The organism is Dietzia sp. DQ12-76 (assembly GCF_014145045.1).
Lineage (GTDB): Bacteria > Actinomycetota > Actinomycetes > Mycobacteriales > Mycobacteriaceae > Dietzia.
The window spans coordinates 1-9592 of the sequence record NZ_JAALDV010000078.1 but is presented as its reverse complement, the minus strand read 5'-3'; the positions used below and the strand labels follow the sequence as shown (position 1 = coordinate 9592).

At 70.4% G+C, this 9592-nt stretch carries 8 protein-coding genes; 5 read left to right on the top strand and 3 right to left on the bottom strand.

From position 1 onward, the window contains the following. The coding region (locus tag G6019_RS03885) for a PH domain-containing protein (protein WP_182627067.1) at window positions 1–552 on the bottom strand (552 nt) is incomplete at its 3' end. 3 nt (window positions 553–555) lie between these two features. Further along, complete coding sequence (locus tag G6019_RS03880; protein WP_182612415.1) at window positions 556–1434, bottom strand: biotin--[acetyl-CoA-carboxylase] ligase; 879 nt, start codon at window positions 1432–1434, stop codon at window positions 556–558. A 105-nt stretch (window positions 1435–1539) separates the two neighbouring features. Here G6019_RS03880 and G6019_RS03875 point away from each other — a divergent pair, with 105 nt between their 5' ends. From G6019_RS03875 to G6019_RS03860, 4 genes are all read left to right on the top strand, one after another. Next, window positions 1540–3189 carry an acyl-CoA carboxylase subunit beta gene (locus G6019_RS03875; RefSeq protein ID WP_107755922.1) on the top strand — a complete coding sequence of 550 codons (1650 nt, stop codon included), beginning with the start codon at window positions 1540–1542 and terminating at the stop codon, window positions 3187–3189. After that, window positions 3186–3458: an acyl-CoA carboxylase subunit epsilon gene (locus G6019_RS03870; RefSeq protein ID WP_309230148.1), complete on the top strand. Its 273-nt coding sequence runs from the start codon at window positions 3186–3188 to the stop codon at window positions 3456–3458. Before G6019_RS03875 ends, G6019_RS03870 begins: the two co-directional genes overlap by 4 nt. 188 nt (window positions 3459–3646) lie before the next feature. Beyond that, window positions 3647–4327, top strand: coding sequence for a Maf family protein (locus tag G6019_RS03865; protein ID WP_107755921.1), 681 nt, complete (start codon window positions 3647–3649; stop codon window positions 4325–4327). Between the two features lie 164 nt (window positions 4328–4491). Then, window positions 4492–6279 (top strand): acetyl/propionyl/methylcrotonyl-CoA carboxylase subunit alpha, encoded by a 1788-nt coding sequence (locus tag G6019_RS03860; RefSeq protein WP_107755920.1) that lies wholly within the window; start codon window positions 4492–4494, stop codon window positions 6277–6279. A gap of 113 nt (window positions 6280–6392) precedes the next feature. Here the strand turns inward: G6019_RS03860 and G6019_RS03855 are convergent, their stop codons facing one another. Next, window positions 6393–8168 carry a glycerol-3-phosphate dehydrogenase/oxidase gene (locus G6019_RS03855; protein ID WP_107755919.1) on the bottom strand — a complete coding sequence of 592 codons (1776 nt, stop codon included), beginning with the start codon at window positions 8166–8168 and terminating at the stop codon, window positions 6393–6395. Between the two features lie 79 nt (window positions 8169–8247). On the opposite strand from G6019_RS03855, the gene glpK reads away from it, so the two are divergent. Beyond that, a partial coding sequence (gene glpK / locus G6019_RS03850; RefSeq protein ID WP_182627065.1) for a glycerol kinase GlpK occupies window positions 8248–9592 on the top strand: 1345 nt, incomplete at its 3' end.

Here is a 9592-nt window from a genome sequence, read left to right as displayed (position 1 = left end):
CGGCAGGCCCCAGCGGGAGCGCGGCGGGGCGACGGATGGCCCGGGCGGGGGGACGGGCGGCAACCGGAGCAGTTCGTCGTAGACCGCGGCGTGGACTCGCGCCACACCGGGGACGTGGTCGATCTCCACCGGCGGCAGGTACCCGCACTCGAGGATGAGGCACCCCGTGCCCAGCGCCCGGTCGGTGAGCGTGTGCCGGAACCGCACCGCACTGATCCGGCGCAGTGGCACGTCGACACACCGTCGTGTCGACCCCGCCGGCCGGTAGAGCACCCGCTCGTCGGTCACCACCAGATCGGTGCGCGCCCACCGCAGCGCGGGCCACAGGCCGAAACGCAGGACCACGAGGAGGTAGACCCCGGCCACCATCGCCCAGGTGGCGGCGCGGTCGCCGGCGTGGACCACCTGCGTCTCGATGAATCCCCCGGCGATCCCGGCGAGACCGGCGCCGATCACCGTCACCAACCCGGGACGCACGAGCGCCCGCCAGTGCGGGTGACTGTGGACGAGCAGCGTCTCCCCCGGCGCGAGAACCGAACGGACGAACCCCACGGGTCAGCCGCCCCACCGGTCGTCGGCGGGGCGGACGTGGGTGACGTCCCCGGCGGCCACCGCCACCTCTCCCTCCGGGGTGACGACGACGAGGCGGCCTTCCCTGTCGACACGATCGGCCTGACCGGTCCGGACGACGTCCCCCGGAAGGAGGACGCGCACCTCGGCACCGAGCGTCGAGCAGGCGTCCGAGTACTCGGCCAGCAGCTCGTCCGAGATGGTCGACCCGCTCCCCCTCTCGCATCCGCGCCACTGTTCGTGCCGGCGTGCCAGGGCCTCGAGGACCGCCCGCGCAACGGCGTCGCGGTCGGTGACACCACCGGCGAGAGCGAGCGAGGTGGCGTGCGGGATGGGCAGCTGTTCCCGGGTGAGCGTCACGTTGATCCCCAGACCGACCACCAGCGCCGGTAGTCGGAGGTCGAAGTCGCCCTCCGCGGGCACGGTCGTCATCTCCGAGAGGATCCCCGCGATCTTGCTCCCGTCGACGAGGACGTCGTTGGGCCATTTCAGGGTGGCGTCCACCCCGCCCGCGGTCACCAGACCGTCGCGAACGGCCAACCCCGTGACCAGCGGAAGCCAGCCGAACAGGGCGGGCGAGACCGCGCCGGGACGCAGCAGGACGCTGAGCGCCACCTGCGTCCGCGGCGGCGCCGTCCACGTCCGCCCGAGTCGTCCCCGACCGGCGGCCTGGTACTCGGCCAGGAGCACACTGCGGTCCGCCGCACCCTGTACCGCACGCTCGATCGACTCGGCGTTGGTCGAGCCGGTCTCCTCGAGCACCTCGAGTGAGGTGTAGGGCGCGTCCGGCGTCCCGACCAGCGCACGCCGGAGGGCCTCGGCGTCGAGTGGGCGCGGGGATCCGGGTCCGGTGTCTGCGTGCACGAGGACCAGAGTAGGTCCGAACCCCGCCCGACGGCGCCGCCGGTGCGGGGCAGTATGCCGGGTCACGTCGTCACGGATCCGGCCGAGTCGTTAGAGTCTTACAACATGACGACTGCCTCAGAACCGGACGTGAGTGACGACGTCCCGACCGACGCTGCGACGCCCGACATCCACACGACCGCCGGGAAACTGTCCGAACTGCGTCGGCGCCTCGACGAAGCCCGTGCCCCGATGGGACAGGCCGCGATCGACAGGATGCACGACAAGGGTCTGATGACGGCCCGCGAGAGGATCGAGAACCTCCTCGACCCGGGTTCGTTCGTGGAGATCGACGCCCTCGCCCGCCACCGCGCCACGACGTTCGGCCTGGCCGAGCGCCGGCCGCTGGGAGACGGTGTCATCACCGGGTACGGCACCATCGACGGCCGCAGCGTCTGCGTGTTCTCGCAGGACGCCACCGTCTTCGGCGGCTCGCTCGGAGAGGTCTACGGCGAGAAGATCGTCAAGGTCATGGACCTGGCGCTCAAGACCGGACGCCCGATGATCGGTATCAACCACGGCGCCGGTGCCCGCATCCAGGAGGGTGTGGTCTCCCTCGGTCTCTACGGCGAGATCTTCCACCGCAACGTCCAGGCGTCCGGGGTCATCCCCCAGGTGTCCCTGATCATGGGCCCCTCCGCCGGCGGCCACGTCTACTCCCCCGCCCTCACGGACTTCACCGTGATGGTCGACAAGACCTCGCAGATGTTCGTCACAGGTCCGGACGTCATCAAGACGGTCACCGGGGAAGAGGTCACCCAGGAGGAACTGGGGGGCGCCACCACCCACATGACCAAGTCCGGCGTCTCCCATTACACCGCGAGCGACGAGCAGGACGCCCTCGACTACGTCAAGGACCTGCTGTCCTACCTTCCCAGCAACAATCGTGCCGAGGCCCCCCGGTTCCCGGTCCCGCCGATCGAGGGCGCGATCGAGGACAACCTCACCCTGGACGACCACGAGCTGGACACGATCATCCCGGACTCCTCCAACAGCCCGTACGACATGCACGAGGTCATCTCGCACATCGTCGACGACGGCGAGTTCCTCGAGACCCAGGCGCAGTACGCCATGAACGTGATCGTGGGCTTCGGCCGGGTCGAGGGCCGCAGCGTCGGTGTGGTGGCCAACCAGCCCACCCAGTTCGCCGGCTGCCTGGACATCAAGGCGTCCGAGAAGGCCGCCCGCTTCGTCCGCACCTGCGACGCCTTCAACATCCCCATCCTCACCCTCGTCGACGTCCCCGGCTTCCTCCCGGGTACCGGACAGGAGTTCGACGGGATCATCCGCCGCGGCGCGAAGCTGCTGTACGCCTACGGTGAGGCCACCGTCGGCAAGGTCACCGTGATCACCCGCAAGGCCTACGGTGGGGCCTACGACGTCATGGGCTCCAAGCACATGGGCGCGGACATCAATCTGGCGTGGCCTACGGCCGAGATCGCGGTGATGGGCGCGTCGGGGGCCGTGGGGTTCGTCTACCGCGACCAGCTCAAGCAGGCGGCGGCCAACGGCGAGGACGTCGACGCGCTGCGCCTGAAGCTCCAGGCCGAGTACGAGGACACCCTCGTCAACCCGTACGTCGCCGCCGAGCGCGGGTACGTCGACGCCGTGATCCCGCCGTCGCACACGCGCCTGCAGGTCGCCCAGGCACTCCGCCTCCTCGACCGCAAGGTCGTCGAGGTGCCCGCCAAGAAGCACGGGAACATCCCGCTGTGACCGCCGCAGAGCAGCAGGACCCGGTGGTGGGCGCGGGCGGGGACGCGACGACGGCACCGGCGGAACCGTTCTTCCGGGTCGTGCGCGGCAACCCCACCGCGGTCGAGGTCGGCATCCTGTCCGCCGTCCTGGCGACCGCGCAGGGCAACGCCGTCCACGAGGGCGAGTTCCCCACGGGCATCAAGGACGACTGGGGGTCTTACGAGGAGCGACTGCGGCCGCCGTTCGGGTACAACCCCACGTCGTTCCTCAACCGCCGCCAGTACTGAGCCCGGCCCCCCTGGCGACATCCCACAGCCGCCCCCGACCCTGCACGCCCGCGCGCACCGACGCGCCGGCACGAGTGCAGCGGTGGGGGCGGCGGCGGTTTCCGCACCCCTTCACCACCGCGCCCACCCGCCGCCACACGCACCGTCGCCCCGCCGCGGGGGTCCGCGGCCGTGGCTACGCTGGGCCCATGATCAGAGTCGTCCTCGCCTCCGCCTCCCCGTCCCGCCTACGGATCCTCCAGCAGGCCGGGGTCGACCCGCTCATCCGCCACCCCCAGGTCGACGAGGACGCGCTCCAGGCCGCTCTCGCCGAGGGGACCCCGCATGTACGCGTGGTGGAGGAACTGGCCCGGGCGAAGGCGCAGGACGTCCTCGACCGTGAGGGCGAGTCGCTCGCGGACGAGGCCCGGGGGGCCGGGGCCGACACCCTCGTCGTCGTGGGCTGCGATTCGATGCTCCTGGTCGACGGTCGGCTCGAGGGCAAGCCGCACACCTACGAACGGGCGATGGCGCGGTGGCAGAAGATGCGGGGTCGTCACGGGGTCCTCATCACCGGCCACGCCGTCGTGCTCGCCGACCTCACCGGGGACGGGCCCCTCGTCGTCACCGGGCGAGCGACCGACACCTCCGACACCACCGTCCACTTCGGCGCTCCCTCGGACTCCGACCTCGATGTGTACCTCCGCACCGGCGAACCCCTCGAGTGCGCGGGCGCCTTCACCATCGAGTCGCTCGGCGGGTGGTTCATCGACCGGATCGACGGCGACCCGTCGAGTGTCATCGGACTCAGTCTTCCGCTGTTGCGGCGCCTCCTCGAGGACGCCGGGATACATGCACACCAGGTGTGGCGGCCTGAGCTTCGCGCCTGAACAGCTGGTCAGAGAGGCCGAGTCCCGAAGCACCCGACCCCACGGAGCAGCTCACGGACCCCCAATCCCACACATGAGGGGGGCCTCTCATTAGACTGCTGGAGAATATCGGTCCCCCACCGGGCGCACCGGTCTAAGAGACGTCCATCACCAGGAGGCCCTGAGTGCCCAGTCATGCCAGCTCTCACATCACCAAGGTCCTCGTCGCCAACCGCGGCGAGATCGCCGTCCGTGTGATCCGCGCGGCGAAGGACGCCGGCCTGGCCAGCGTGGCCGTGTACGCCGAGCCCGACGCCGACGCCCTCTTCGTCAAGCTGGCGGACGAGGCCTTCGCCCTCGGAGGCACCACCTCCGCGGAGTCCTACTTGGTCTTCGACAAGATCCTCGACGCCGCCGCCAAGTCCGGCGCCGACGCCATCCACCCCGGGTACGGATTCCTCTCCGAGAACGCCGACTTCGCGCAGGCCGTCATCGACGCCGGCCTGATCTGGATCGGCCCCCCGCCGAACGCCATCCGTGACCTCGGCGACAAGGTCACCGCGCGGCACATCGCCGAGCGGGCCAACGCGCCGATGGCGGCCGGCACCAAGGACCCCGTCGCCAATGCCGACGAGGTCGTGAAGTTCGCGGAGCAGTACGGCCTGCCCATCGCCATCAAGGCCGCCTTCGGCGGCGGCGGGCGCGGGATGAAGGTCGCCCACGAGATGTCGGAGGTCGCCGAACTCTTCGACTCGGCCACCCGTGAGGCCACCGCCGCCTTCGGCCGCGGCGAGTGCTTTGTCGAGCAGTACCTCGACAAGGCCCGCCACGTCGAGGCGCAGGTGCTCGCCGACCAGCACGGCAACGTCGTCGTGGCCGGCACCCGCGACTGCTCCCTCCAGCGCCGCTTCCAGAAGCTCGTGGAGGAGGCCCCCGCCCCGTTCCTCACCGACGAACAGCGCAAGCGGATCCACGACTCCGCCAAGGCGATCTGCAAGGAGGCCGGCTACTACGGCGCCGGCACCGTCGAGTACATGGTCCAGGGCGACACCATCTCCTTCCTCGAGGTCAACACCCGGCTCCAGGTGGAGCATCCGGTCACCGAGGAGACCGCGGGCATCGACCTGGTCCTGCAGCAGTTCAAGATCGCGGAGGGCGAGGTCCTCGAGTTCACCGAGGACCCGACCCCGCGCGGCCACGCGTTCGAGTTCCGCATCAACGGTGAGGACGCCGGCCGTGGCTTCCTGCCCGCCCCCGGCACCATCACGGCGTACCACGAGCCCAGTGGGCCGGGTGTCCGCGTCGACTCCGGAGTCGAGCAGGGCGACACCATCGGCGGCCAGTTCGACTCGATGCTCGCCAAGCTCATCGTCTGGGGCGAGGACCGCGACCAGGCGCTGGCACGGTCGGCCCGCGCGCTCGCCGAGTACACGGTCGAGGGCATGGCCACCGTCATCCCGTTCCACTCCCACGTCGTCGCCAACCCCGCCTTCGTGGGAGACGGGAAGGGCTTCGACGTCTACACCAAGTGGATCGAGGAGGAGTGGGACAACCCGATCGAGCCGTGGAGCGCCACCGGCGCCCCCGCCGACGACGACGAGCCGGTCGAGCGGAAGAAGGTCGTCGTCGAGGTGGACGGCCGTCGCGTCGAGGTCTCGCTGCCCGGCGACCTCGCCTTCGGCGGATCCCATAACGGTGGCACCGTCCGCCGCAAGGCCAAGGCACGCACCCGTGGTGGGGCCGCCGGTGCCGCCGCCTCCGGGGACGCCGTCTCCGCCCCGATGCAGGGCACCGTGGTCAAGGTGGCCGTCGAGGAGGGCCAGGAGGTCAAGACCGGCGAACTCATCGCCGTCCTCGAGGCCATGAAGATGGAGAACCCGGTCACCGCGCACAAGGACGGCGTCGTCACCGACCTCTCCGTGGACGCCGGAGCCGCGGTCACCCAGGGCACGGTGCTCTGCGAGATCAAGTGATCCGCTGACCCCACCCGCATGAGACGTCGGCGCCGCCCACCCGGGCGACGCCGACGTCTCATGCGGGGAGCGCCGTCAGGACTGCGTCCCTCCCCCGCGGGGTTCGTACCCGGTCAGCCCGGGTGGTCGACCACCGGTTCGGCTACGGCGGGATCGACGGTCGCCTCCACCAGGAACTCGCGGATCTCGGGGACGCCGCGAAGGAAATGATCGGCTTCGTCGTCGGACTCCGTCACCTGGCTCGCCCGCTCGGCCTCGACCCGTTGCTCGAACATCCGGACCTCCCGCTCGACGCGGTCGGGACCCCAGTCCAACACTTCCGCCATGAGTTGGGCGACTTCTCGAGCACAGGCCACGCCTCCGTGCTGGTACTCCATCGAGATCCGGGTGCGGCGCACCAGGACGTCCTCCAGGTGCAGCGCGGACTCCGCCAGCGCGGCGTAGACCACCTCCACCCGCAGGTAGCGGTCGGCGCCGACGAGGGATTCCAGCAGATCCGGGCGGTCCGCAGCCAGATCGAGCACGTCCTCGAGGAGCGAACCGTACCGACCCAGCAGGTGCTGGACCTGTTCCTCCCTGATCTCGTAATCGTCCGCGATCCGGTCCGCGCGGTTGACCATCGCCGGGTAGCCGTCGGCACCGAGGAGCGGGATGCGATCGGTGGTCGAGGCCGGAACGGTCTCCGCGCGCTCGGGCCCCAACTCGGCCACCGCGGCGTCGACCGCATCAGCCGCCATGACCCGGTAGGTGGTGTACTTGCCGCCCGCCACCACCACGGCCCCGGGTGCCGCGCGCATCACCGCGTGTTCCCGTGAGAGCTTGGCGGTCGAGTCGGCCCCGCCCGAGAGCAGGGGGCGAAGGCCCGCGTACACGCCGCGGACGTCGTCTCGATCGATCGGGGTGGTGAGAACGGCGTTGACGTGTCCGAGGATGTAGTCGATGTCCGCCCCCGTCGCCGCCGGGTGGGCCAGGTCGAGTTGCCAGTCGGTGTCGGTCGTGCCGATGATCCAGTACTCGCCCCAGGGGATCACGAAGAGCACTGACTTCTCGGTCCGAAGGATCAGGGCCGCCTCGGAGTCGACCTTGTCGCGGTCCACCACGATGTGAACCCCCTTCGAGGCACGGACCGTGAAACCGCCCACCTCCCCCAACATCTCCTGCAGATGGTCCGTCCACACCCCGGCCGCGTTGAGCACCACCTCGGCGCGGACATCGGTCTCCGCTCCGCTCTCGGCGTCGCGGACCCGCACCCCGGTCACCCGGTCGCCGTCCCGCAGGTACCCGATCACCTGGGTGGAGTTGGCGACCACCGCACCGTGGAGCGCCGCGGTCCGGGCGAGGGTGAGGGTGTGACGGGCGTCGTCGACCAGGGTGTCCCAGTACCGGATGCCGCCCACCACGATGTCCTCGCGAAGACCGGGGGCCAACCGGTGCGCACCCGCGCGGCTGTAGTGCTTCTGCGGCGGGACGCTCTTGGCGCCGCCCATGAGGTCGTAGAGGACGAACCCCGCGGCCATGTAGGGGCGTTCCCAGAACCGGCGGGTCAGCGGGAACAGGAACTTCAGGGGCTTGACCAGGTGCGGGGCCAGTCGGGTCATGCTGAGTTCGCGCTCGTGGAGGGCCTCCGCGACGAGCCCGAAGTCGAGTTGTTCCAGGTAACGGAGCCCCCCGTGGAACATCTTGGAGCTGCGCGAGGAGGTACCGGCGGCGAAGTCGCGCGCCTCCACCACCGCCACGCTCAGGCCGCGCGTCGCCGCGTCGACGGCGCTGCCGGTGCCCACCACGCCCCCGCCCACGATCACGAGGTCGAAGGACTCCTCGGAGAGCTTGCGCCACGCCTCGACCCGGCGTTCCGGGCCGAGTACGGACCTGGATCTGTTCGTGGGCATCGTGCTCCCTCCGGGGCCGGGTATCGGATTCCGGCCGGTCGCGCCCGACTCTACGCCCGGCCGGACGTAGTCTGGCGACGTGACGCGTAACACCTTCATCCTCGCGATCGACCAGGGGACCACGTCCTCGCGGGCCATCCTCTTCGACCACGACGGCCTGCCGGTGCCCGCGGCGACCGCCCAGGTCGAACACCGGCAGATCCTGCCCCGGGCCGGATGGGTGGAACACGACCCGTTGGAGATCTGGGAGAACGTGCGCACCGCCATGGCCCAGGTGGCCGGCCACGCCGATCTCGAACCGGCACTGGTGAGCGCGATCGGGATCACCAATCAGCGGGAGACCGTGGTGGTGTGGGAGCGGGAGACCGGCGAACCGGTGTACAACGCGATCGTCTGGCAGGACACCCGGACCTCCGGGATCTGCTCCCGGTTGGCCGCAGCGCACCCGGACGGAGACGACCGGTTCCGGGACGCCACCGGACTGCCCCTGTCCACGTATTTCGCGGGTCCGAAGATCCGCTGGATCCTCGATCACCTCGATTCCGAGGGGCGGCGGGGCACGGAGCGGGCCGAGGCCGGAGAGCTGTTGGCCGGGACCATCGATTCGTGGCTGGTGTGGAACCTGACAGGTGGCCGCCGCGGCGGCACCGACGGCGAACCGGCCCTGCACGTCACCGACGTCACCAACGCCTCGCGCACCCTGCTCATGGACCTGCGGACCCTCGACTGGTGTGACGAGCTCTGCCGCGAGATGGGGGTGCCGCGGGCGATGCTGCCCGACATCGTGCCGTCCTCGGGGGTGATCGGTCACGTGACCGAGCGACGAATGTTCGGCGGCACCCCCATCGCGGGGATCCTCGGTGATCAGCAGGCCGCAATGTTCGGCCAGACCTGCTTCGACCCCGGCGATGCCAAGAACACCTACGGGACCGGCGCGTTCCTCCTTCTCAACACCGGCACCACGCCCCAGTTCAGTGACAACGGTCTGCTCACCACCGTCTGCTACCAGCTCGGGGACGCCGACCCCGTGTACGCCCTGGAGGGCTCCGTCGCGGTGGCGGGCTCGCTGGTGCAGTGGCTGCGGGACAACCTCGGGGTGATCTCGAGTGCCGAGGAGACCGAGGATCTCGCCAAATCCCTCCGGGACAACGGCGACTGCTACCTCGTGCCGGCGTTCTCCGGGCTCCTCGCCCCGCGGTGGCGTCCGGACGCGCGCGGGACGCTGGTGGGCCTGACGCGGTTCCACACGCGAGCACACCTGGCGCGAGCCGCGCTCGAGGCCACGGCCTTCCAGTCCCGCGAGATGACCGACGCGATGGCCGCCGATGCCGGTGAGACCGCCGACGCGCTGCGCGTCGACGGCGGGATGGTGGTCAACGACTACCTGATGCAGTTCCAGGCCGACATCCTGGGCATCGACGTGA

Bases quoted from the DNA above. Each gene is read 5' to 3' on its own strand.
- G6019_RS03875 (WP_107755922.1), top strand. From the start codon at position 1,540: ATGACGACTGCCTCAGAACCGGACGTGAGTGACGACGTCCCGACCGAC.
- G6019_RS03865 (WP_107755921.1), top strand. From the start codon at position 3,647: ATGATCAGAGTCGTCCTCGCCTCCGCCTCCCCGTCCCGCCTACGGATC.
- G6019_RS03855 (WP_107755919.1), bottom strand. From the start codon at position 8,168: ATGCCCACGAACAGATCCAGGTCCGTACTCGGCCCGGAACGCCGGGTC.